The organism is Bacteroides togonis (assembly GCF_900130135.1).
Taxonomy (GTDB): Bacteria; Bacteroidota; Bacteroidia; order Bacteroidales; family Bacteroidaceae; genus Bacteroides; species Bacteroides pullorum.
The window spans coordinates 3,701,400-3,725,765 of sequence record NZ_LT670820.1; the positions used below are offsets into that span (position 1 = coordinate 3,701,400).

19 protein-coding genes are annotated in these 24,366 nt (G+C 49.0%); 17 read left to right on the forward strand and 2 right to left on the reverse strand.

The window, feature by feature from the left end:
* The first annotated feature begins 25 nt into the window (after positions 1–25).
* From BQ8005_RS15640 to BQ8005_RS15695, 12 genes are all read left to right on the forward strand, one after another.
* Positions 26–763, forward strand: a complete 738-nt coding sequence (locus BQ8005_RS15640) for a hypothetical protein (RefSeq protein ID WP_075318677.1) — start codon at positions 26–28, stop codon at positions 761–763.
* An 18-nt stretch (positions 764–781) separates the two neighbouring features.
* A complete protein-coding gene (locus tag BQ8005_RS15645) occupies positions 782–3,124 on the forward strand; it encodes a hypothetical protein (protein ID WP_075318678.1) in 2,343 nt (780 codons plus the stop codon).
* An 18-nt stretch (positions 3,125–3,142) separates the two neighbouring features.
* Entirely contained in the window at positions 3,143–7,390 is a 4,248-nt protein-coding gene (locus BQ8005_RS15650) for a contractile injection system tape measure protein (protein ID WP_159436281.1), read from the forward strand.
* A 12-nt stretch (positions 7,391–7,402) separates the two neighbouring features.
* Positions 7,403–8,017: an eCIS core domain-containing protein gene (locus BQ8005_RS15655; RefSeq protein ID WP_083610584.1), complete on the forward strand. Its 615-nt coding sequence runs from the start codon at positions 7,403–7,405 to the stop codon at positions 8,015–8,017.
* A 23-nt stretch (positions 8,018–8,040) separates the two neighbouring features.
* On the forward strand, positions 8,041–9,318 hold the full coding sequence (locus tag BQ8005_RS15660; RefSeq protein ID WP_075319298.1) for an ATP-binding protein: 1,278 nt from the start codon (positions 8,041–8,043) through the stop codon (positions 9,316–9,318).
* Between the two features lie 25 nt (positions 9,319–9,343).
* Positions 9,344–9,991, forward strand: a complete 648-nt coding sequence (locus BQ8005_RS15665; RefSeq protein ID WP_159436282.1) for a hypothetical protein — start codon at positions 9,344–9,346, stop codon at positions 9,989–9,991.
* Between the two features lie 50 nt (positions 9,992–10,041).
* Positions 10,042–12,360, forward strand: coding sequence for an ATP-binding response regulator (locus tag BQ8005_RS15670; protein WP_075318681.1), 2,319 nt, complete (start codon positions 10,042–10,044; stop codon positions 12,358–12,360).
* A 12-nt stretch (positions 12,361–12,372) separates the two neighbouring features.
* Positions 12,373–13,680, forward strand: coding sequence for a sigma-54-dependent transcriptional regulator (locus BQ8005_RS15675; RefSeq protein ID WP_075318682.1), 1,308 nt, complete (start codon positions 12,373–12,375; stop codon positions 13,678–13,680).
* 311 nt (positions 13,681–13,991) lie between these two features.
* Positions 13,992–14,408 carry a hypothetical protein gene (locus BQ8005_RS15680; RefSeq protein WP_075319299.1) on the forward strand — a complete coding sequence of 139 codons (417 nt, stop codon included), beginning with the start codon at positions 13,992–13,994 and terminating at the stop codon, positions 14,406–14,408.
* Positions 14,409–14,614: 206 nt separating this feature from the next.
* A complete protein-coding gene (locus tag BQ8005_RS15685; RefSeq protein ID WP_075319300.1) occupies positions 14,615–14,938 on the forward strand; it encodes a helix-turn-helix domain-containing protein in 324 nt (107 codons plus the stop codon).
* 12 nt (positions 14,939–14,950) lie between these two features.
* Entirely contained in the window at positions 14,951–15,244 is a 294-nt protein-coding gene (locus BQ8005_RS15690; protein ID WP_075318683.1) for a helix-turn-helix domain-containing protein, read from the forward strand.
* On the forward strand, positions 15,241–15,552 hold the full coding sequence (locus BQ8005_RS15695) for a helix-turn-helix domain-containing protein (protein ID WP_075318684.1): 312 nt from the start codon (positions 15,241–15,243) through the stop codon (positions 15,550–15,552). Before BQ8005_RS15690 ends, BQ8005_RS15695 begins: the two co-directional genes overlap by 4 nt.
* Positions 15,553–15,576: 24 nt before the next feature.
* Here BQ8005_RS15695 and BQ8005_RS15700 read toward each other — a convergent pair whose 3' ends face one another.
* Both BQ8005_RS15700 and BQ8005_RS15705 read right to left on the reverse strand, forming a co-directional pair.
* Positions 15,577–16,902: a site-specific integrase gene (locus BQ8005_RS15700; RefSeq protein ID WP_075318685.1), complete on the reverse strand. Its 1,326-nt coding sequence runs from the start codon at positions 16,900–16,902 to the stop codon at positions 15,577–15,579.
* A 23-nt stretch (positions 16,903–16,925) separates the two neighbouring features.
* Positions 16,926–18,149, reverse strand: coding sequence for a site-specific integrase (locus BQ8005_RS15705; RefSeq protein WP_075319301.1), 1,224 nt, complete (start codon positions 18,147–18,149; stop codon positions 16,926–16,928).
* A 424-nt stretch (positions 18,150–18,573) separates the two neighbouring features.
* Between BQ8005_RS15705 and BQ8005_RS15710 the strand changes: the two genes are divergently transcribed.
* The 5 genes from BQ8005_RS15710 (at position 18,574) to BQ8005_RS15730 (ending at position 24,361) form a co-directional block, all read left to right on the forward strand.
* On the forward strand, positions 18,574–18,825 hold the full coding sequence (locus BQ8005_RS15710; RefSeq protein ID WP_075318686.1) for a hypothetical protein: 252 nt from the start codon (positions 18,574–18,576) through the stop codon (positions 18,823–18,825).
* Between the two features lie 370 nt (positions 18,826–19,195).
* Entirely contained in the window at positions 19,196–20,692 is a 1,497-nt protein-coding gene (locus BQ8005_RS15715) for a 2-isopropylmalate synthase (RefSeq protein WP_021847122.1), read from the forward strand.
* A 23-nt stretch (positions 20,693–20,715) separates the two neighbouring features.
* Complete coding sequence (leuC, locus tag BQ8005_RS15720) at positions 20,716–22,113, forward strand: 3-isopropylmalate dehydratase large subunit (protein ID WP_075318687.1); 1,398 nt, start codon at positions 20,716–20,718, stop codon at positions 22,111–22,113.
* Between the two features lie 101 nt (positions 22,114–22,214).
* The gene (gene leuD / locus BQ8005_RS15725; RefSeq protein ID WP_075318688.1) at positions 22,215–22,811 is read left to right on the forward strand and encodes a 3-isopropylmalate dehydratase small subunit; all 597 of its coding nucleotides are present in this window, start codon (positions 22,215–22,217) and stop codon (positions 22,809–22,811) included.
* Entirely contained in the window at positions 22,790–24,361 is a 1,572-nt protein-coding gene (locus BQ8005_RS15730) for an alpha-isopropylmalate synthase regulatory domain-containing protein (RefSeq protein WP_075318689.1), read from the forward strand. The genes leuD and BQ8005_RS15730 overlap by 22 nt, the downstream gene beginning before the upstream one ends.
* The last annotated feature ends 5 nt before the right edge of the window (positions 24,362–24,366 follow it).

Consider the following 24,366-nt stretch of genomic DNA (forward strand, 5'->3'; position numbering starts at 1 on the left):
TTGATAACAAATAATAGGACACACCATGGATAACAGGCATAAAAACAGGGAGACGCTCAAGTCGTACTTTCAAAAAGGTCGGGTTCCAACTGAAGAACAGTTTGCCGCCCTGATCGATTCGTTGCACAACATCAACGATGACGGATGTCTGACCGCCTCCGAGGACGACGGACTGATATTGTACCCTGCCGGCAACGGACGGGTTCTTGCTTCGCTGTTCAGCAGACAGCCCGTATTGCCGGATACAAAACCCTTGTGGCGAATCTCGCTGGCAGACGACGGTTCACTGGTCATCAGTAACGGACAGGGGGTGAAGTTCCTGATTATCGGAAAGGACGGAAGTGTGGCCATGCAGGAACGAAAGGACAACGGCAGTGGAGAAGACCGGAAAGAACCGAAGGAAGAGAGCGTGCCGGACAGCGACGGTATCGTGAAGGTGAAGGCCGACGGCTACTGGCACGACCTGCCCGTAGAGGCCGCCGTGAAAAGGAAGAGTGACGGATGCAGGGTGTACCGCATTTCCGCCTGCTGGCATCATCCGCGTTCCGGGAAATATGCCTTTTGCGAAGCTACCGCTTCCCATTCGGACGGTACGCGCCGCAAGATGTCGTCCCGCAGGAGACACTGGTGGGGATGGTCCGGTAAAATCAAGATACGCTGGCAGATACAGGACCGCAAGCTGTATCTGCAGATGAAAAGCTGTCGGAACAGGTACGGCGAGGAGTACATTTCCTGCCGGATAGAGACTTTGTGGGATATGTAAAACCTAATTTCAGACAGGATGGCTGACAAATCATTATATATAACCCGGCCGGAAGGGGACGATCTTTATACCGTCCTCCAACGGAAAACGCTTGAAGAGCTTCAGCGCATTTCAGGAGAAGTGTGGACCGACTACAATCCCCATGATCCCGGAGTGACCGTGGCCGACACGGTGAACTATGCCTTGACGGAAATTGACTATAAACTGGATTTCGACCTGGAGGATTACCTGACTGATACGGACGGGACATGGCAGGTGGGCAGATACGGTCTGTTCCCGGCTTCCGAGGTCTATCCTACGACTCCCGTCACGGCCGATGATTACCGCAGGCTTGTCCTTGCCCGTTTCCCGATGGTGCAGAATGTGACCGTGAAGACAGACCGTGAAGCCCGTGCCTACGATTTCACGCTCCGCCTTTCCCCTTTCTTTGAGGATGAGAACGGTATTGTCAACCGCGTGAGGAGTTTCCTGAACAGACACCGCAACTTGTGCGAGAACATCGGCAAAGTGGAAGTGGAACACCCGAAGGAATTGACTTTTGAAACCGAATTCGAGATATTGCCCGGATATAACGCTACCGAGATACTGGTACAGATTTATTGGAATGCCATGCAGTATCTTTCCGGTTCGGTACAACTGGAAATGGACGGTTCCGGACATTCCGGGGAAACGTGCAGCCCCGATGTCTGGTATGACGGTCCGGTAAAGGATGTACGGGTAGTGATTCCCGACCAGGTGAATACGGAGCGGGAACTCTATTGGATACTTTACGGTATCGAAGGTCTCAGGGACTTCAAGACCTGCTGGTTCAAGGACAGGGACGGACACCCTGTAACGGACTTCAGCGACGGATATATGCTTCTGATTCCGGACGATTTCCGGAACGTGAAGGTGAAAGTGCGAGATGAACAGGTCTATGCCGATGTGGACGAGTTCAAGGAGAGGCTGAAAGCCATGTATTTCATGCGCTCCACCTTGCGTATGCGGCACTTCATGCAGGAAAAGGGCCGTGGCATGAATGACATGCACGGAGATACGTCCGTGCAGGAGTTGGTGCGAAAAGCCCACTATAGGAATGTATATGGCCATTATCCGGTAAGCCGGGAACTTCCCAAGTGTTACCATACCGCCGATGCGGATTTCATGAGCGGTACGGACGGGAAGGAAAGGGCGGAAGCGGTGAACTTCGGCAGCTATCTCAGGCTGTTCGACCTGCTGATGAAACGCGGTCTGGAAGAACTGGACGGGCTGAAAAGCGTGCTTTCCCTGAGAGACACCGATACCCCCGGACGCATCCCCACGCTTCCGGATGAGGAACTTGACATGCGTAAGGTCAGGGACAAGTTCCGGAAAGTGGCAGACCTGAAAAACGAATACATGGATTTCCTCGACGGATTATACGGTGTAGACAGTGCCCCCGTATGGCTCAGGGAATTCGATTACTACAGCCGTACGGAAAGCGGCAGGCTGCGCCGACGGATGGCCTTCCTGAGGGAACTGCCGAGGCTGACACGTTACCGTTCACGGGGAATGGACATCACGGGAGCATACGGTGGAGAAAACATACCGACGATAAAACGCTATCTTTCCCTCCTGCTGGACTTCAACTGCGACGAGGAGATTTCCGTAGGCAACGTACTTCCCGGGCATAACCTGATTCTGATGGGTGACGGTGAGAAAGGACAGCGCGTCCGTGAACTGATGAACTCGGCCATGATTGACGATTCCCTTTTCGTTACCGACACAGTGGAAGCAATCGAACCGGATGAGCCGCCCAAGACGGAAGCGGAAAAACTGGAACGCGATGAAGAATTGAGGCGTCACCTGCCGATATTCAATTCCAACTGGATCAGCGGCTCGCTCTTCCGCGAAGGAATCCGCCTGAGTGCCTACAATCTGGTGAAAGTGGGCAACGGAGAATGGCTTCTTGTATTCCAGGGACGGGAAGAACGTCTGCGTATGAACCTCGGTCGTTCGGACGACAAGCAGAGACTCCGGGGATGGGCCAATACCCTGTGCCGTTACCTGCGTGACCTGAACCGGCAATGCGAGGCCGTATATGTGGTGGAAAAGAGCCTGTTCGACCCCGCCGAACCGCTGACGGTACTGTTGGTGTTCACCGGATGGACGGCCAGAACACGTTCCATGCGCTTCAGGGATGCCTGTACGCAACTGGCACGGTCGGTACTGCCGGCCCATCTGAAGATGGAAACCTGCTGGCTACGCTCCTCGCAGATGCAACGGTTTGAGGAATGTTACAGGAAATGGCACGACTGCTTGGCTGGCAGGTTGCCCGAAGACCTGAAACCGCTCCTGCAGAAAACGATGATGGATATAATAGAAAAACAGGGACAGGGATAGGATATAACACAGAGACGTATGACAGTGATTGACAAAATATCGTTCAGGTTCAGGATGGCGGACGAAATGTTTGCCAGAAACCTTTATGCGGACTGGGACGGGTTCTGCCGACACTGTGTGACGGACATTCTGGAAGAATTCTTCGCCGCATACGATGACATGGAGACCTGCCTGGAAATTCCCACCCTGGAATTGGATCTGGGAAGCATACCTCAGGAACGGTTCCTTGAAGTTTTTCCTGTCAGGTTCCGCGAAGAGCTGGAAAAGAAATTCTTGTCATATAAGGAAATTTTACGGACGGATATTCCGGAGTCTGTCTCGGCCGGAAATGCCCGTACAAGACGTTTTGAAAACCTGCTGCATTATCTGGAGCACGGTTTCTGCCTGCCGGAATGGGAAAGGCCGGACTTCGACCTGTATGAAGAACTCCGCAAATACATGGATATGGGGTACGGAAACCGGCTGTTCCCCCTGATGGAACATCCCCATGTACTGGCGAGGCTGTTTACCCGACTGGACAGCGCCCAGCTTGAAAAGTTGTTTTTCAGTGCGGCTGACGGGGCAGGAACCGATTCATTCCTTTCCATGCTGTTCTCCCACGAATTTTCACTTGGTCGCTACGAACGTCAGAGACTTCTGTCCATGATTCTGGAAACGGTACCCCAGAGTGTGGTATGGTTCATCCATGTTTCGCACGACTCCGGCAGACTGGACTTCATGGCGGAGTTGCTGGAAAATCCGCATGTCAGGTCCATCATGGCCACCGAAACGGAAGACCATGCGGAAATCGGCGTGCCGGAATACTGGTACAGACTGTACGGATGGCTTCTGGAGTATTACCCATTCAACGGGGTGCCCATGTTCGGGGACAAGCCACATTTCCGGATTTACCTGAACCGCAGCCTGCTGACTTTCATACATAAGAGAAATTCACCCGTCTATCTTTCAAAAGTGGATATGACCATGCAGTTCCTGCTGGAAGTGTTCGGAGCGGACTATTACCTGACCGTGCTTGACATCATCTACCATAACCAGCGGCTGGACAAGGACGGCTCTCCCGAAAGCGGCGACAGCTATGTATGGGAACTGTATTACATATTGCTCCAACTGTCCCTGATTCGGACAGAACAAGATACAGCCGGGCATACCGGCAGACCAACGTCTGATGAAAAGGCAGATGAAGTATCCTTGTCTGTCCAGGTTCCCGAGGCCCTTGCCCGCAATGACGGCGCATTCGACAGATGGCTGGAAAATACGGAACTGCCGGACGGGATGAAGCGCAGAACGCTCTCACGGCTGATACAGGACAAGCCTGAACTGTTAATACGGTGGCTGACAGGGCGACCGGACAGGAAGTATCTGTCCTTACTGGCGGCTCTGACCGGACAGACGGCTTTGATGAGACTTGCGGGACATGTTTCCCTGCAACTGGCGGAGACACTTGCCGTCCTGTCTGATACGGTTGAAAAGGCATCCGCATCCGTCATGTGGTTACGGGATGCCGGAAAAGACCGGGTGACAAATGCTTTGAAGATGGCCGTATGGCAAGGGATTTCCATGGGTGCATACCCGGATTCGGATTCCGCTTCGGCCCGGATGCGGATGCTGTCCGGATTGTTTTATAAAGAAGTAACCGGACGGGAACTTCCGTCCGATGACGATGTATATGCCGGAATCCTGGAAGCTGCCGGCATGTCCGAATCAGGGTTTACGGACATTACGAAAGACCGTTCCCGCATGGATAATCAGGCTGGGAAGATAATCACTTCCCTAAAGACCGTCCTTTCGGACAACAGCATACCGGAACAGGCAAAGAAGATATTTGTACTGCAATGGTTCGACATTTATCGGGGCAAGGAAAACGAACTGGTTTCTGTCTTGCTGTCGGAGAAACTGTCGGATACCGTCTTCGCCCTGCTTGACAGGACAGCATTACGTAACCTCATCATGAGGCTCGCCGGACAGGTTTACAGCCCAAAAGCCGGGACGGATGCCGTACGCTTTATCGGATGGCTTGTACAGCATATCGAGACAGTAGCAGTACTTGTGTCACGTCCTGTAAAAGACGTATGGCATTCACTATTCCGGTCACTCGCTTCATGGGATATCAGGACAGTTTCCATATCGGCGAACGATGCGGTTGTACGGTTGCTTTCTGCCGTGACCGGCAATGACAGCAACAACATAAAGACGGTTCTCGAATCACTGATCAGCCGATTGTTACGTATTCCCGATACGGCAGTAGCGGATAATGAAAGGACATATCACGACTCCAATACGATAAGAACCCTTCCGGACTTGGAAGACAACTTTCTATTGTCCTTATTGGTCCGGACATGGAGATACATCCGTTCGGAGGACCGGACTTCTGAATGGCCTGCATCGGATGTTCACTACGGCAATCCGACTAATACAAATACCGCTTTACACCGGATTCCGGAGGATGACAATCCTGACAGGATTGCCTTGAATGAGACACGAACCGCATTTGAACAATATGTAAACGACATGACCGGACTGACCGGCTGGTTGCGAGACGGTACATACACATCCGCATTGAAAAGTGAGGTGTTCCGTCATTATATGAATGATTCGCCCAAAGAAGCAATACGTCTGCTTCGGGAAACCGTCACCTTGGATGAAGGCACTGTTGAACTGTGGGCTGAAATCATCGGCAAGGATGCCTTGCTTTATCTTCTCGGACAGTCAGATTCCATGTTGTCAGAAAGGTTGTTCCAAACCATCGGAGCGATAAATACAGTATTGCCTGGTAACGTATTGTTTACAGGCGGTAGCGAAGAATGGGAACAGTCCGTTGCGAAAGCCACGCTCCGCATGATGACGGCAAGAGTAGACATGGGAATAATGAATGTGGAAGCGACCGTTTCCCTTTTCCTGCGCCACCTTCATCATATCCTGACTGGGAACAGAGAATATACGGATGCAGACCGCGGTCAATGGAAAACAATAGAACGACAGACTGTTCGTATAATCACGCCGGAAACACCCTTGGAGGATACTGAAAACAAGAGTACATCCGAACAGAAAGCAGCTTCACTCTCTTTCGACGTTTCCGGAACCGGACAGGACGAAACACTCTTCGATGAATGGGCGACATGGTTGTTGTCCCCGTCTGTCAGTGATACGGAAAAATCACAGATATTACGCCATTATGCCCGCTGGCAACCGGAACTGCTCTGGAAACTGGTACGGTATTCGACCGTCAGTACTCCCGGCAGGAGGCATGTCGCTTCCGCTCAATGGAGTGAATGGCTTGGTGTTGAAGATTGGCTGGAAATGATTTCCGGCATGTCTCTCTCTCTGGGAGACACCTTGGGGCGGACAGTCGGAACGGTTTCGGAAAAATACGGAATAGAAAATAAAGTACTTGCTGAAGGACTGGTACGGTTTGTGGCTTCTTATCCTATAGAACGCATCCGTTACGGCAACGCTTCGGACATCGTCAAGAAGTATCTGGAGAATGTCATTGCCCTCTCATGGGAAAACGGAATGCCGGAGTACATCCGTGAACGGTCCACCGGCTCAGGAGTTGAAAACAGGTCGGAACAGAAAGAACCGGAAGAAGAAAAACAGACGGAATCACCACTACCTGCCGAAAGGAAAACCGCACTGGAAGCGGTTGTTAAGATTGTGGAAGAGGAACTGCACCTGACCGATGCGGAACAGGCGTTGGAAGAATCCGTACTGCCGGAATACATCGAAGTGCCGAATGCCGGACTGTGCTTGCTGGCTGTTTGGTTCACGCGCCTGTTTGGAATGCTTGGCTTGCTGGAAGAAAAAGAAGACGGCAAGAAAGACCTGAAGGATGCCGAAGCCCGGATCCGCGCCATCTTTATCCTGCAGCGGATTGTTACGGGAGAGCCTCGTGAATACAAGGAACAGGAACTGGCATTCAACCGCATTCTTACCGGATGCCCGTTCTATGTGCCTTTACCGAAAACATTGACCCTGACCAGTCAGGAAATACAGACCGTAGAATCCATGCTTTCGGGAGTGAAGTCGAACTGGGACAAGCTGAAGAATACCTCGGTAAAAGGTTTCCAGCATAGTTTCATCGAACGTCCGGGCAAACTGGAACAGCGTGAAGACAAATGGGTGCTGTATGTGGAAAACCGTTCCTACGACATCCTGCTGGATACCCTGCCGTGGTCATATCGACAGATACGGTTGCCGTGGCTCAAGAAGAAAATCAATGTCATCTGGCGTGACAAGGAAGAATTTGACTTTGAGAATTATAACAATTAAATATATACCTATATGGAAGCGGAAAAGACCTATCAAAACAAAGTGGCGCGTACCATCCAGCAGAAGCGTAATGGTGAAGGCGCATTGGAGTTTGCGGATAACCGTCCTGCCGGAATATTGCAGGCCGTGGCAGAACCCGTACAACGTCTTGACGACGAGGACGAGACTTTACAGGGCAAGTTCGAACAGCTTGTACAACGGCTTGATGACGAAGAAGACGAACCGTTGCAGGGAAAATTCGTGCAACCCATACAGCGTGAAGAAGACGATGATGAAGCCCTACAGGGTAAATTCGAGCAGCCTGTACAGAAGAAGAACGAGACAGGTATGCCCGATAATCTGAAAGCGGGCATCGAAGACCTGTCCGGCTTCTCTATGGACGATGTGCGTGTGCACTACAATTCGGACAAACCGGCAACCGTACAGGCATTGGCCTATACACAAGGGACGGACATCCATATCGCTCCCGGTCAGGAGCAGCATCTGCCCCACGAGGCATGGCATGTAGCTCAGCAGATGGCAGGCCGTGTCGAACCGACCACCGAAGTGAGCGGACTGCCCGTAAATGATAATGTGGACCTCGAACATGAGGCCGATGTGATGGGTGCAAAAGCAAACAGTTATTAAATGCAGAAATGATGTAGCCTATGATGACAGCGCATATCGAATGGTTTGAAAGGATGCTGACCACAGCCATACAGCTGTATTTTCAGCAAGGATGTGAATACGCCTCAATAGAGGAAGTCACACCACCTGCTGACGAATGGCTGGAAAGCATGACCGGCAGACAGGAAATCACGTTCAACGAACGGGTTATTATCATGTTGGCTCTGATGCCACATACTTGTCCGCAGGCATTGGATATCTTCTTCGTGCAGAACAAAAACTTCGACCGCCAGTACACCGAGTTCGGCGGCTGGAAAGGGCTGTCTCATGGTGGCTTCCTGCCCACCGGCGAGACCGCTTCGTTCATTATCGCCGGAGAGGACATGGAGAAAAAAAAGGCTGTCATTCACATGTTCCAGCGGGACCACTGGTTCTATACGCAGAATATCTTGCGGCTGGAAGGAGCCGGCGAAGGCGAACCGTTCCTGAGCGGCCAGCTCCGTCCCTCCGAAGAGTTTCTGAGCCATGTCCTGCTGGATCGGGAATATAAACCAGACTATACAATCGGTTTTCCGGCCAAGCTCATTACAACTCCATTGGAATGGGAGGACATGATATTGGATTACAACACATACGAAGCCCTTGAAGAAATCAATACATGGATTGCACACCAGCACACCATCATGGAGGATTGGGGGTTGAAACGCATCTTGAAGCCTGGATACCGTGCCTTGTTCTATGGCCCACCTGGAACAGGAAAGACCCTTGCAGCTACTCTGCTCGGCAAGAAAAACCAGATGGACGTGTATCGTGTGGATTTGTCCATGATTGTATCGAAATACATCGGTGAGACGGAAAAGAACCTCGCCAAAGTTTTCGACCTGGCGGAGAACCGCAATTGGATTCTGTTCTTCGACGAAGCGGATGCTTTATTCGGCAAACGTACATCGACCAACACCTCCAACGATCGTCATGCTAATCAGGAAGTAGCCTACCTGCTTCAACGCATCGAGGATTTTCCCGGCACGGTCATACTTGCCACCAATCTGAAATCCAACATCGACGAAGCCTTCTCCCGCCGCTTCCAGTCTATCATCTATTTCCCGATGCCTGATGAGGAACTCCGTGCCGCCCTCTGGCGCAGTATGCTCCCGAAAGAATGGCTCGGGGATGATGCGGAAGAACTCATCGCAAAAGCCGCCGAAACGGAACTTTCAGGGGGTTCCATTACGAATGTGGTAAGACGGTGTGCGATTGTTTGTGTAAAAAATATAAATCATAAAATAAATGCCAAATACATTAATGAAATCATTAAATTATAATATTATGTACGAAAAAAAGATACAGATGAATAAGGAAAGTCGTATTCTTGATATAAAAACAAAACAATGTTTAATAGACGAGAAAGATAGAAGACTTAAAGATAGTAAAAAGTTGAGAGATCATTTAGCAAAAGAACTAGATATCAGAGATTGTGCACATCCTAAACATAAAGGACGATATGATGACAGTAAAGATTCTCCAGAAGCCATCTTAAGAGATTTAGTATCAAAAGTATATGAAAAAAAAAGGGAAATGAAATATATGGAAGGACTGAAAATTATTCAACGAATTACAGAAACCGCACAAGGTCTAAAGCTTTATAAGGACGCTATCTCCAGCGGAATAATAGATGAGACAAAAATTAAAACTGAAATAGATGAATCACATCATTCAATATTATTGATAATTGATACAACTGAAAAAAATATTAAAATTCATCTTCACTTAAAAATTAATGATGAAGATTCTGCTTTAGATATAAAAGATGGAAATTCAACATATCTTTTATATTTTGAGGAAAAAGATGAAAGAGTTGCTAAATTTATTAAGACATGTCTAAAGGCTTCTTTTGTAAATGATTGTAGAAATATTATATATAGATTTGATCATCGTCACTCTCATCCTAAATATTTATCAGGTATACAAGAATTGATAATGGGAGACTATTTCTGACAAAAAGTATAAAAAAGATAATAGCATACCCTATTGTATGTAAATGATATATGAATATACAGCATAAGATTATTCTCGGCTATGTCATCCTTTTGGCGGTCATTGGTAGCATGGCCGCCATTTTAGTATATGAACGGCAGCGGATGCGCGAAATTGAGGCTGAAACGGCAAACATAAGCCATATACGTCGTAGTATCAACACGGCACATCGCCGTATTACGGGGCTCGCTACATTGGGTGAGGGTGTGGTAAATTGGAACAAAGCGGACTATCTATACTATCGTAACCGCCGACTTCAAGCCGACAGTTTACTGAACTCGCTTAAACGGCACTGCCGTGAATATGTACGCCCGGAACAGATAGACACTCTTCGTGCTCTGCTTGCCGAAAAGGAGACACACCTACTGCACATAATGGAAATGTTTGGGCGACGGACCGAAGCGGACAGCCTGCTGGTAAACCAGTTGCCGGAAGTGGCGAGACGTGCGACACGTATCCGTACCATAGAACAAAAGAAAAAAGGGATTGCAGGATTCTTCGGGAAAAAAGAAGAAATGCAAGTAATGCCATCCCAAAAAGAACTTCATGATTTCAGCGACAGCCTGATAGCCATACAGCAAAGGCAAGCGAGCGAAATGGATATTTATGCCGACAGCCTCCGTATGCGCAATAGGGAATTGAACAGGACATTGAACAAACTTATAAATGACCTTGACGAACAGGCACAGACTGCCTTCTCACAAAGAGAGTTAAAAATGACAGAAGCAGAGAAAATGTCATTCTTTTTAATGGCAGGAGTAATCGGCATGGCCATCATCCTGCTCATCATCTCGCACCTTATCATTATGCGTGACATTAACCAAAGGGAACGGGACAAGGCTGAACTGGAAGATACGGCAGCACAAAACCGTACACTCTCCGACATGCGCAAGAAAATAATCATCACACTTTCCCACGACATACGAGGACCTCTCAATGCCATCAGTGGCAGTGCTGAACTGGCCATGGATACTCGGGACCGGAAACGCCGCAATGCCTATCTCGGAAACATCCTTGAATCATCCCGTCATATCACCCGACTAGCCAACAGCCTGCTTGACCTCTCCCGTTTGGACGATGCTAAAGAAACCTTGAACGAAATTCCTTTCCATCTTGAATCCTTTCTGGAAAGCATCGCTGAAGAATACACACGCAAGGCGAACGACAAAGGACTGATGTTTGACAAGGATTTTATGGGTTGCGGCATCACCGCCCTTGGCGATGCAGACCGCATAAGGCAGATAGTGATCAACATTCTGGAGAATGCTGTAAAATTCACCCGTACAGGTTGTATCAAACTTCAAGCAAGTTATGAAGACGGTGCTCTTTCACTACAGGTCAAAGATACGGGGATAGGAATGGACGAGAACACAACACAACGTATTTTCCAGCCCTTTGAACGGGCTGCTCCGGATTTGGATTCAGAAGGCTTCGGGCTAGGACTTTCCATTACGAAAGGGCTGGTGAACCTGTTTGGAGGAAGACTCTCTGTTTCGAGCCAGGTCGGTAAAGGTAGCGAATTCAAGGTGGAAATTCCGCTTAGAAAAACTGATGATCCTGTAATAGACAATTCAAAACCGGAAGCAGGAAGTCTCAGACTCCCGCGACGGGTTCTTGTAGTCGATGACGATCCCATACAGCTGCGCAACACAGTTGAAATGATGGAACGGAACGGTATCTCATGCCGAGCCTGTACCAATGCACAGGAAGTGGTCAAAGCATTGAGAACCGGAGAATACGACCTGTTGCTGACCGATATACAGATGCGTGGTACGGGAGGTTTTGCCCTGTTGCATCTGCTACGCCTTTCCAACATAGGAAATTCACGGACAATTCCCATAGCTGCAATGACCGCCCGTAACGATGGCAATGCAGACCGCTATATTCAGGCAGGATTTGCCGGCTGTATCCACAAGCCGTTCTATACAAGAGACCTGCTTGTATTTCTCTCGTCACTCATTGGACAGGACAGAACTATGGATGATAACCGTTCCCCAGATTTCGAGGCTCTGTATGTCACTACGGGAGACGAACGCTGGACCTTGGAGACTCTTATAGAGGAATCCAGCAGGAACAGTTCGGACTTGCGGGAAGCTCTGAATCCGTTAAACCCCGACAAAAAGAGAATAAGGGAAACACTGCACCGGATGTATCCGGTGTGGGAACAATTGGGCATATCCCATGAATTGGAACCATACAACCGTGAGCTGTTTGCGGGAAATACGGATGAGTATGAATTCCGCACCGATGTAGAAAGAATTGTCAAGAGAATTGACTGGCTGATAGCCGAAACAAAAAGCCGATTATCGGAAATGGACGGACATAATTAAATGAAAACATGAATGAAATACAGGATTCTGATAGTTGAAGATAACATCATGCTCGCCGGGCAACAGAAAAAATGGCTGGAAAAATCCGGCTATGAAGCAGAGATAACAATAGATGAACCAGGGGCACGAAAACTGCTCAAGAAAGAAAGTTTCGACCTCGTGCTGTCCGACGTACGCCTGCCGGAAGGGGACGGTATATCTTTGCTCGAATGGATGCGGAAGGAACGGATGGATATTCCTTTCATTATCATGACCGGATATGCTTCAGTACCGGGTGCTGTGCAAGCCATAAAACTGGGAGCCAAAGACTATCTGGCCAAACCGGTACAAATGGACGAACTACAGAGACAACTGAAAGACATTTTCCACCCTCGTTCCGTAATATGTGACAAGGACAAGGGCTTGCTACCCAGAAACAGCCTTCAGATGAAAGAAATAGAACATCTGGTCAATACTGTTGCGCCGTTTGATATTTCGGTACTCATACTTGGTCCGAACGGCGCCGGAAAAGAATCGGTGGCACAGCGTATCCACTATATGGGAGAACGGAGGGATATGCCGTTTGTCGCCGTGAATTGTGGAGTTATACCCAAGGAACTCGCACCTTCACTCTTCTTCGGACACATAAAAGGTACATTTACCGGTGCCGACACCAATAAGGACGGGTATTTTGAAATGGCGAAAGGCGGCACCCTTTTCCTTGACGAGATAGGTACATTGTCTGTTGAAGTCCAGGCTATGCTCTTACGAGTGCTTCAGGATGGTACATACATTCCAATAGGTAGCAACAGGGAAAAACGGGCTGATGTCAGGATTGTAGCCGCTACAAACGAGGACCTCCAACTTGCCATACAGGAAAAACGGTTCAGGGAAGACCTATACCACCGGTTATGCGAATTCGAGATTGTCATGCCTTCCCTGCACGAATGTCCTGAAGATATCCTGCCGTTGGCAAACCATTTCAGGAAAAAATTTTCCGGAGAACTGAAAAGACCAACCGAGGGATTCAGCCCTGAAGCGGAACAACTGCTTCTCTCTTACCATTGGCCGGGAAATGTGCGGGAACTGCATAACAGAATAAGAAGGGCGGTACTCATGGCAAAACAGCCGCTCATTAAAACAACCGACCTGAACATTAAAATGGAAGCGGCAAATGAGGAGATCAATCTTTTCCCCGAAAACGATGCAGAAGAGAAACGCTCGATAGTCCAGGCTTTGAAAATCTCCCACGGGAATCGCAAACATGCCGCAGCCATGCTGCATATCGACCCGTCCACGCTATACCGTAAGATGAAAAAATACGGGTTGAACAGAAAATAACAGGTATTCTATATGCTTGTTCGGAATAAAATGCCTACATTTGTAAATGATCGGAAGTCCTGCCATGCAGGACAGACGGTCAAAACATAAGAAAAGAATATCGGCATTGCTTGGAGCCTTGCCGAATGTTACAACATAAGTCGCAAGACGTCTCAGGTAGAAATCTGGTAAATTTCAAATTGTAGAGACTATTGCGTGTAGCTTATGCTATGTCTTATAGCGTGAGCTCATGCATGATTCTACAATGGGCTTACCAGAGCCTCTACCTGATAGTGCGTGAGTTTCACGCTTTTTATTTGAAGGAAAAAGGTATGGCAAGGTTACGGGTTCTGATAGCAATGACATTAGACGGCTCCATTCCGACAGAGGACGATCCGTTGCGACAATGGCTGAGAGACGATAAGGACGGATTTTCATATGGACGCGGTAAGAGTACCCGCCGGCTATATCCGGGTTATCCGCTTGTGGATTTCATGTGTGAGAAAGACATGTCAGCCCCATCAGTCCTTTATCAAGCCGAAATACATGACGAAGAAAGCATAGAACTCCTGCGTGGCCTCTCACTTTATCATCTTATTGACGAGATAATCATCTTCCTGTTTCCATCCACCCGTCCAGACTACAAATCCGTCTCAAAACATATACCGCAGGGTGAATGGAAAATCGTAAAAACCAAAACATTCAAAAACGGAATTTGCCGCCTGATTTATTGCAAAACATTGCAATAAGGTATTGCGACATATTGCATTTGCAATGCTTCCATCAGTCTCGTTTTTATGGGGCTGATTTTTTATTTCTCTATTATTCAGTGACTTGCCATGTTTTTATGTGGCAATATGCTCCATTGGTCCATGTTTTGGCCTATATCATAATGAAACCTGTTGCGCAACACGGTGTAAAAAATGGAATTATTACACTAAAAACAGAATTCATTATGATACAGATAGACAGGGAGACATTCCAGATGATGCTCCACCAGATAATGGAACGGTTTGACAGGATAGACGACAGACTGAACCGCATGAACAGGCAGACTGCCGCCCTTGAGGGTGACAAACTGCTTGACAACCAGGATATGTGCGAACTCCTTGGTGTTACCAAGCGTACACTTGCACGCTACCGCCAGAAGAAGCTCGTCACATACTACATGATTGACGGACGTACCTATTACAAAGCTTCGGAAGTCCAGGACTTCCTGAGCAGGAAAGGAAAGGTACTTCCGGCAAAGATTAAAAAGGAGTTCGGTATTCAATCCTAACAAAACGGCAGTATGGAAATTATATGTATAGACAAACGGACATTTGACGAACTGGTTGTCCGACTCAGCATGATAGAGAAAAAGGTCACCGGTATATGCAGTCCGGCCAAAGACGCGGGACTGAAAAAATGGATGGACAATCAGGAGGTGTGCGGGGTTCTCCGCATATCCAAAAGAACGCTTCAGGTATATCGAGAGAAAGGGCTGTTGCCTTTTACCCGGATCAAGAACAAGTTCTTCTACAAGCCGGAAGATGTGCAAAGCATATTGGAATCAAGTTATCACCCACAAAAAAGAAAGCCATGAGTTACGATCTTATAGACAGAAAGGACCAGCGGATTGATACTATTTTCAAAGGGCTGGAAAACATGGAGCGTATGATAGACGCAATAAGGACAGCTCCGAGACCCGCATTCCACGGTGATTATTTCCTCACGGACGAGGAACTTTCAAAGCTGTTGAAAGTAAGCCGGCGTACCTTGCAGGAATACCGGACCCTCGGCGTGATACCTTACTACCTTGTGCAGGGAAAAGCCCTTTACAAAGAGTCAGACATACAGAAAGTTCTTGACGACGCATATAAAAGATGCAGGGAAGAACAGCGATGGGTATGAAACAATGCAAAAGAAACGGCCTCGTTACAAGGTCGTTTCTTTGTTGTCGGACAATTGGTATCCGAATTTCCTTCTCCGTTTCCTGACAATAACCTCTTCTTCGTACAAGCCAAAAGTTCGGTCCATTCCGGCTGCTTTCAGCCGTTTCATGTCCTCGTCCACTTTCCTGTCAGTCACTTTGGCATAAAGCTGCGTGGTCTCAATACGCATGTGCCCCATCATTTTGCCGACTGTCTCGATTGGAACACCCAATGAAAGGGTTATATGAGTTCCGAAATTGTGTCGTGCCTTATGAAATGTAAGTTCAAATCCATAAACTTCACCCAACTGGTGGGCGAGCATAATGAAATACGTACGACTATACAGATTGAAGACCTTGTCATCCTTTCTCTGTTCCCGGTATTTCTCGATTATCTTCAACGGAATATCCAGCAATCGGACAGAAGACAGTGTTCCTGTTTTCTGGCGGTGGATATGAATCCACCATGAACCGTCTTCAGACTGGGTAATATCATTTACCCTCAGTTTTTTCAAATCCGTATAGGCAAGTCCAGTAAAGGTGGAGAAGATGAACATGTCTCTGACAAACTGAAGCTGTGGCTTATTGACTGGAGTTGTAAGCAGTGTCTTCAGGTCTTCCAGTTTCAGATGACGGCTTTTCCGTTTGGGCAGTTCCGGATGGAGACGGCAGTACGGATCACGACGTATAGTGCCCTGACTGACGGCCCGCATGGTCATCTTTTTCAATCTGTAAAGATGTTCATGCACGCTCTTCGGACTTAACTTCCTGTCTGTTCTAAGAAAGAGCTCAAAGTCATCATAGAACACACGGTCAAGATTACGTAGCAGGACATCCTCTACACCACGTTTTTCCTCGATGAAAGCCGAAAGATGCTTATATGAACGCAGGTAAGAGTCATAAGTTTCTTTTATCCGGTCTATTCCGATACGTTTTTTGAACTCCTCGTTATGCTCCCGGAAAAGAGCCAGGAGTGTAAGCGGCTTCTGTCCGACACCCATCACGGCATTCTTCACCTGCTCTGCCGTAATGAATCCCAGACTGCTCTTTATCCGTCTGTAATGCTCATTTATTTCTTTGGTCAAATCATCAATGGCCCGGTTGACGGTAAGGGCATTCTCACTGCGGCCGTCAGCCCGTCCCTTTTCCGGATTCCAGACGGCAGGATTGACAGACACTTTCGTCCCTATCTGTTCCCATTTGGCATCTATGCTTATCTTGCACAGCAACTGGCATGTTCCATCCTTACGGATTTTGGTACGGTTTATATAAAACAATATCGCAAATGTACTGCGATGTCTGATTTCCGTATTGTTAATTTTTTCTTTCATAATCTTGTCCTTTTATTCGTTTATCAAATGACTACAGAAAATCTTTCAGAAATTTTCTTGTCCAATGTTTTCGTATCTGTATCTATCTTGTTGTCTGTCACCTTTGCATAATGCTGTGTGGTCTCAATACGACTGTGTCCCAACATTTTACTGACTGTCTCCAACGGGACTCCATGCGAAAGAGTAATTTCTGTCGCATAGGTATGCCGGGCTGCATGGAAAACCAGCTTACGCCCTATACCGCAAATTTCGGCGATGCGTTTCAAGTAACGATTCAACGAACTGTTGGAATACATAGGGAGAAGCTTTCCTTTAGGAGCCATATCACGGTATTTTTCTATGATACGAAACGGCAGTTCCATAAGGGGTATTTCAAAATCAACTCCTGTTTTCTTGCGAGAACTTCTGATCCACCAGGTACCGTCTTCCGCAAGAGAAAGATTTTCATTTGTCAACAGACGCATGTCACTGTAGGGTATACCCGTGTAGCAGGAAAACAGGAACATATCTCTCACATGATAAAGAATCTGATCATGCAGAGGTGTTGTCATAATTCTATCCAATTCTTCAGAAGTGAGATATTTCTGTTCCGGCTTCGGATGTACCGGTTCATATCCGACAAACGGAAATACTGTTATTATACCGTCAGCAATAGCTTCTCCGACAATTGTTTTCAGTTGGACGGTAAGATTGACTATTGTGCCTGAAGCCAGACAACATTCCGTACGTAGATACAAGTCATATTTTTCAATGAAGGAACGGTCCAATGCGGCAAAAGGGATATCTGACAGCTTATATTGCATCTGTAAAAAACGTACCAGATGATTGTAGGAATTGCGGTAAGCCCTCAATGTCTTTTCCGTACGATTGATCCCAACACGTTTCTCGAAATTTCTAATGAAAAGTCTGAAATAGCTTAATAGGGTTTCCTGTTCCGAAGCCATACCCAAAAGTTGATGCTTTACATCTTCAGCTGTTACATCCTCACGGATTGCGGATTGTTCCGCATAGATGCCGAGCGCGGCAGCACGTATTTCATCCAGTCTATTGTTTATGTCTCTTGCCGCAACACTTTTTCCACACGCCCGTCCGGATGACCACAATGACTGTGGCACACGAAACTTGACACTGAATGCTGTTTCAGAGTGCTTGCCGACAATAAGCCGTGCCATCACGGGACAGTTTCCCTTGGCATCCGCCTCGCTCTTTTTAAGGTAGAACGAAACCTTTACATCTGTCTGATTCATAATCTGTTCCATTGTTTGCAAAGTTAACGGAGACAGAGTTAATCATCGGCATGTAAAATATCGTCAGACATCGACAAAGCTATCACCATTGACTTCCGGAACCTATATTTTTCATATCTCAAAAAAAATAAGTACCTTCGCTAAGCCAAAATGATGAAACTGCGTTCTTTACGGTCGGAGCAGAAAGGATTTTCAAACAACTCCATACAACTGGAATGGGCAACGGATAGGTAGCAATTTTTTCGCTTAACTATTCAAAAAACGGCTTCAAAGCACACATTTACAAATGCGGAATAATGCTGCGTATCTCCCTGAAAGCCCAATAGTTTACATTATTCTTCCTAAATCCATCCGAAATCGGGCGAGTTTCACTATATTTGCGCTGAAATTTATATTAATACATTAAAAAAAGAAGAATTGATTTATGAAGACGAGAGTATTTTTAGCTGTAGCGTTGGTGTTTTCGTTGGCTATGATGTCCTGTGGCAACAAGAAGGCGGCAGAGGCAAATTCGGAAACGACCACGCAAGTTTGTGATTCTGCATGCACAAAAGGCGCAGGAGAATGTTGTGCCAATGATAGTACTTGCAATGGAACCTGTAACGGAACTTGTGCCGGCGATTGCGAGAACGCATCCTGCCCGAAAAAGGCGTGCGACAATGCTTGCGAGAAATAACCTTTCGATAAAGAAATAAAAAAGATCGGGGCGTGTCCACAGAGGATACGCCTCGATTCGTTTCATATTAACTGCAATAATATGCGTATTGTTATAGAATGTCGCATTTTGATTGAAAAAAGTAACGGATTTGTTTGCATGCTATGAAATAATCTCTACCTTTGCAGCGTTTTAAAGTCAAAAAGAAGATAAGATGATTCAGAACTTTACATATATTCTGCTGTGCGGCATTATTATTCTGCTAGGAAGATGTAGCGGAAGTGAGTGTCGTGCGTGATTATATGTATGTTGAATGATATATGAAGCCTTTCTCACTTCCGTAGTGCGAAAGGCTTTTTTGTTGGACATAACTATAAATACGATATACAAGATGAGTGACAGATTATTTATTTTCGACACAACGCTCCGCGATGGTGAGCAGGTTCCGGGATGTCAGTTGAACACAGTAGAGAAAATCCAAGTGGCCAAGCAACTGGAACTGTTGGGCGTGGACGTTATTGAAGCGGGCTTCCCCATTTCGAGCCCGGGCGACTTCAATTCGGTGATTGAAATATCCAAAGCAGTGACATGGCCTACCATCTGTGCCTTGACACGTGCCGTACAGAAAGATATCGACGTAGCGGCTGAAGCCTTGAAATATGCCAAACACAAACGTATCCACACGGGTATCGGTACTTCGGATTCGCACATCCGCTATAAATTCAACTCCAATCGTGAGGAAATCATCGAGCGCGCCGTGGCTGCCGTGAAGTATGCCCGCCGCTTTGTGGACGACGTGGAGTTCTATGCCGAAGATGCCGGCCGTACGGAGAATGAATACCTGGCCCGTGTCATCGAGGCCGTCATTAAGGCGGGAGCGACGGTGGTGAACATCCCCGATACGACAGGTTACTGCCTGCCTTCGGAGTATGGTGCCAAGATCAAATACCTGATGGAGCATGTGGACGGTATTCACAACGCCGTTATTTCCACTCATTGCCATAACGACCTGGGTATGGCAACGGCCAATACGATGGCAGGTGTATTGAACGGCGCCCGTCAGGTGGAAGTGACCATTAACGGTATCGGCGAGCGTGCGGGCAACACGTCGCTGGAAGAAATTGCGATGATCATCAAGTGTCACAAGGACATCGACATCGAGACGAATATCAATACGCAGAAAATCTATCCAACGAGCCGTATGGTATCCAGTCTGATGAATATGCCTGTCCAGCCCAACAAAGCCATCGTGGGGCGCAATGCTTTTGCCCACTCTTCGGGTATCCACCAGGACGGCGTGTTGAAGAACGTACAGACGTATGAAATCATCGACCCGCACGACGTGGGTATCGACGACAACTCCATCGTACTGACCGCCCGTAGCGGACGTGCTGCTTTAAAGAACCGTCTGCATGTGTTGGGCGTAGAACTGACGCAAGAAAAGCTGGATAAAATATACGAAGAATTCCTCAAACTGGCCGACAAGAAGAAAGATATCAACGACGACGACATCCTCGTCTTGGCCGGTGCTGACCGTACCCAAAATCATCGCATTAAGTTGGAGTATTTGCAAGTGACCAGTGGTGTGGGCGTTCGCTCTGTAGCCAGCCTTGGTTTGAATATCTCGGGCGAAAAGTTCGAGGCGGCCGCCAGCGGAAACGGTCCGGTAGATGCTGCCATCAAGGCTTTGAAGAAGATTATCGACCGTCAGATGACGCTGAAGGAATTTACCATTCAGGCTATCAGCAAGGGTAGCGACGACATGGGTAAGGTACACATGCAGGTGGAGTACGACAACCGCATCTATTACGGTTTTGGTGCCAATACCGATATCATCGCCGCTTCTGTCGAGGCCTATATCGACTGTATCAACAAATTTAAGTCATGATTTAATAGCATCCATTGATAGATATGAATACACTCTTTGATAAAATATGGGACGCCCACGTGGTACAGAAGGTAGAGGACGGCCCTACACAACTTTACATCGACCGTCTCTATTGCCACGAGGTAACCAGTCCTCAAGCTTTCGAGGGTTTGCGTGCCCGCGGTCTTCGTTGTTTCCGTCCTGAGAAGATATTTTGCATGCCCGATCATAACACGCCGACGCATGATCAGGACAAGCCGATTGAAGACCCGGTTTCTCGTACACAAGTAGATACGTTGGCAAAGAATGCCGAGGAATTTGGCTTGACACACTTCGGCATGATGAATCCAAAGAACGGCATCATTCACGTTGTAGGTCCTGAACGGGGACTGACGTTGCCGGGTATGACCATTGTCTGCGGCGACTCCCATACCTCGACCCACGGAGCGATGGGTGCCGTAGCCTTTGGTATCGGTACCAGCGAGGTGGAGATGGTAATGGCTTCGCAATGTATCCTCCAGACACGGCCCAAAACGATGCGTATTACCGTCGATGGTAGGCTGGGCAAGGGAGTGACGGCCAAGGACCTGGCTCTCTACATGATGTCGAAGATGACAACCAGCGGTGCTACGGGCTATTTCGTGGAATATGCGGGCGAGGCCGTACGCAGCCTGACGATGGAGGGCCGTCTGACTTTGTGTAACCTCTCCATCGAGATGGGGGCACGCGGCGGCATGGTGGCACCCGACGAGGTGACCTTCGCCTACATCAAAGGTCGTGAATATGCTCCGAAGGGCGAAGCGTGGGACAAGGCTGTGGCTTATTGGAAGATGCTGAAGAGCGATGACGATGCCGTTTTCGACAAGGAAGTACGTTTCGACGCCGCCGACATCGAGCCGATGATTACTTACGGTACCAACCCCGGCATGGGCATGGGTATCACCGCTCACATCCCTACGACCGAAGGCATGGGCGAGGCGGCACAGACTTCGTTCAAGAAATCGCTGGGCTACATGGGCTTCGAGCCGGGCGAGTCTTTGTTGGGCAAGACAGTGGACTACGTGTTCCTTGGTGCTTGCACCAACGGTCGCATCGAAGACTTCCGTGCTTTTGCCTCCATCGCCAAGGGACGCAAGAAGGCTCCGCACGTGGTGGCTTGGCTGGTGCCCGGCTCGTGGATGGTCGATGCGCAGATACGTGAGGAAGGGCTGGACAAAATATTGGCCGAGGCTGGTTTCGAAATCCGTCAGCCGGGCTGTTCGGCCTGTCTGGCGATGAATGACGACAAGGTGCCTGCGGGCAAGTATGCCGTGTCCACGTCGAACCGCAACTTCGAAGGACGTCAAGGCCCCGGTTCGCGCACACTGCTGGCCAGCCCGCTGACTGCTGCCGCGGCCGCCGTGACGGGCGTGATTACCGACCCGCGGACATTGCTGGATTAAAACAGTGTTTTGTAGTCCGTAAAGCACTGCTTTAAGGACTGCAAATCATTGCTTTATTGAGAACAAAGAAAAGATGTATCGTAACATTCAATAGACGAATAATGAAACAGAAATTTAACATCATAACCTCCACCTGCGTTCCCCTTCCGTTGGAGAACGTGGATACAGACCAGATCATCCCCGCCCGCTTCCTCAAGGCGACAACCCGCGAGGAGAAGTTTTTCGGCGACAACCTCTTCCGCGACTGGCGCTACAATGCCGACGGCACACTGAACAAGGACTTCGTGCTGAACAACCCCACCTACAGCGGCTGCATCCTCGTGGCCGGCAAGAACTTCGGTTCGGGCTCCAGCCGCGAACATGCTGCCTGGGCCATTGCCGGGTATGGCTTCCGCGTAGTTATCTCCAGTTTCTTTGCCGATATTCACAAGAACAACGAACTGAACAACTTCGTGCTCCCTGTCGTGGTGAGCGAAGGTTTCCTGAAGGAACTGTTCGAAAGCATCGCCGCTGACCCCAAGACTGAGGTGGAAGTGAACCTGCCCGCCCAGACCGTGACCAACAAGGCAACGGGCCGTAGCGAGACCTTCGAAATCAATGCCTACAAGAAGCATTGCCTGATGAACGGACTGGACGACATCGACTTCCTTGTGGAAAATAAAGATAAGATAGAAGCATGGGAAAACAAGTCAAAATAGAAATCATGGACACCACTCTGCGCGACGGGGAGCAGACTAGCGGCGTCTCTTTCGTGCCCCACGAGAAGCTGATGATAGCTCGTTTGCTGCTCGAGGAGCTGAAGGTGGATCGCGTCGAGGTTGCCTCCGCCCGCGTGTCCGACGGCGAGGCCGATGCCGTACGCATGATTTGCGACTGGGCTGCTCGACGTGGCCTGTTGCAACGTGTCGAGGTGCTCGGCTTTGTGGACGGGCATGCGTCTGTAGACTGGATACACTCCGCAGGGTGCCGTGTCATCAACTTGCTGTGCAAGGGCTCGCTCAAACACTGCACCTACCAGCTGAAGAAGACGCCCGAGGAACACATCGCCGACATCCGTGCGGTAGTGGACTACGCCGAGGGGCTCGACATGGAGGTCAATGTTTACCTCGAAGATTGGAGCAATGGTATGAAGGACTCGCCCGAATACGTCTTCCAGCTGATGGACGCCCTTGCCGATACAGGTATCCGCCGCTTCATGCTGCCCGATACGCTGGGCATACTCAACCCCCTGCAGGTCATTGAGTTTATGCGCAAGATGAAGAAGCGTTATCCTGATACTCATTTCGATTTCCATGCCCACAACGACTATGACCTGGCCGTGTCCAACGTGCTGGCCGCCGTGCTGAGCGGTTGCCGAGGATTGCACACCACCATCAACGGCCTGGGCGAACGTGCCGGCAACGCACCGTTGGCCAGTGTGCAAGCCATTCTGAAGGACCACTTCAATGCCGTGACTGGCATCGACGAAAGCCGCCTGAACGAGGTGAGCCGTGTCGTGGAGTCGTACTCCGGCATTGCCATCCCTGCCAACAAGCCCATTGTGGGCGAAAACGTCTTCACGCAGGTGGCGGGCGTACATGCCGACGGCGACAACAAGCGCAACCTCTATTACAACGATCTGCTGCCCGAACGCTTCGGCCGACGGCGCGAGTATGCCTTGGGCAAGAACTCCGGTAAGGCCAACATCCGCAAGAACCTGGAAGACCTGGGGCTACAGCTGGACGACGAGTCGATGCGCAAGGTGACCGAGCGCATCATCGAGCTGGGCGACAAGAAGGAGCTCGTCACGCAGGAAGACCTGCCCTACATCGTTTCCGACGTGCTGAAGCACGACGTCCGCACCGAATGCGTCAAGCTGAAGAGCTACATCGTCAACCTGGCCTACGGGCTGAAGCCGATGGCCACCATCAAGGTGGAAATCAACGGCAAGGAGTACGAGGAGAACAGCAGCGGCGACGGTCAGTACGACGCCTTCGTCCGCGCCCTGCGCAAGGTGTACAAGGGTACGCTGGGCCGGCGCTTCCCCATGCTGACCAACTACGCCGTCAGCATCCCCCCCGGCGGGCGCACGGACGCTTTCGTACAGACGGTCATCACGTGGAGCTTCGACGACAAGGTGTTCCGCACCCGCGGACTGGACGCCGACCAGACGGAGGCGGCCATCAAGGCTACGATGAAGATGCTGAACCTCATCGAGGACGGCTTTGGAGAGCCTTCGGAATCCCCTTTGCAAAACACCGGCGTGTAGCCGGA